The sequence below is a fragment of the Paracoccus sediminilitoris genome (assembly GCF_003259195.1).
GTDB classification, from domain to species: Bacteria; Pseudomonadota; Alphaproteobacteria; order Rhodobacterales; family Rhodobacteraceae; genus Paracoccus; species Paracoccus sediminilitoris.
The window spans coordinates 1-1,221 of the sequence record NZ_QJPK01000068.1; the positions used below are offsets into that span (position 1 = coordinate 1).

Here is a 1,221-nt window from a genome sequence, read left to right on the forward strand (position 1 = left end):
GTCTGTGAAGCATCCACCTGGGGGGAGCCATCCATGGACAAGCCTATCACCATCGGCCTTGATTTGGCCAAGAACGTCTTTCAAATTCACGGAGTGGAGGCGGAGGGCGTGTTTGTCTTTCGGCGTCAGTTGCGACGGTTGCAGGTCCTGGCGTTCTTCTCGCGGTTGGAGCCATGCCTCGTCGGCATGGAAGCCTGTGCGGGCGCCCATTGCTGGGCCCGGGAGCTGACGGCGATCGGGCACGAAGTGCGGCTGATGCCGCCCGCCTGTGTCAAACCCTACGTTAAGCGCGGGAAGACCGATGCGGTTGACGCGGAGGCGATCTGCGAGGCTGTCACTCGCCCGACGATGCGCTTCGTGCCAGTGAAGTCGGCGGACCGTCAGGCGGCGCTGCTCGATCACAAGGCGCGGGACTTCCTGGTCCGGCAAAGGACGCTGATCGTGAACGCCATCCGCGCGCACCTAGGCGAGTTCGGGGTCGCCGTTGCAATGGGTATTCATAATGTTGAGCGGCTACTGGAGGCGGCCCGCGATGTGCCCACTGCGGCGATCCCGGCGCTTGACATGTTGGCCGGCCAGTTGCGTGACACACAAGCCCGGATTGGGGGTTACTGCGCGGATCGGCAAGATGCAGCGCCAAGATGAACTGGCACGGCGGCTGACAACGGTGCCGGGGGTGGGGGCGATCTCGTCCAGCGCATTCGCAGCCACCACCCCCGACGCGGCCGCTTTCCGCACTGCGCGTGACGACGCAGCATGGCTCGGCCTCACGCCGCGAGCACATTCCAGCGGCGGGAAGGAAAAGCTCGGACGAATATTCAAAGCCGGTAATCGATACCGGCGCAGGCTGCTCTACCTCGGCGCCATGGCCCAGATCAGCGCGCAGCGAGGGTGTCGAGAGGGTTCGTCAGGCCAGGCACCTGATTGGCTCGACCGGATGCTGGTCCGCAAGCCGGTGAAGGTGGTCGCCGTAGCGCTGGCCAACCGCATGGCCCGAACAATCTGGGCGCTGATTGCCCGTGGCGGCAGTTACCGAGCCACCCCAGCCTGAAATGTAACAGACCAGCCGCGCCGGTATCGGACCGGCAAGGCTTTGAGATGGTGAGGCGCAGTGTGAGGTGATGGCAAAGCGACGGTAACACAGCGGAACGGGACACCCAGTTCGGACCGGAGCGCCTCCGAGCGCGTGCCATTGATCGGGACCCGACCGCCGGCTGACTT

The 1,221-nt window shown here is 64.7% G+C and carries 1 pseudogene; it reads left to right on the forward strand.

Annotated elements, in window-relative coordinates:
* The first annotated feature begins 33 nt into the window (after nt 1-33).
* A pseudogene (locus DKT70_RS17545) lies at nt 34-1,051 on the forward strand (IS110 family RNA-guided transposase).
* Nucleotides 1,052-1,221: the final 170 nt, after the last annotated feature.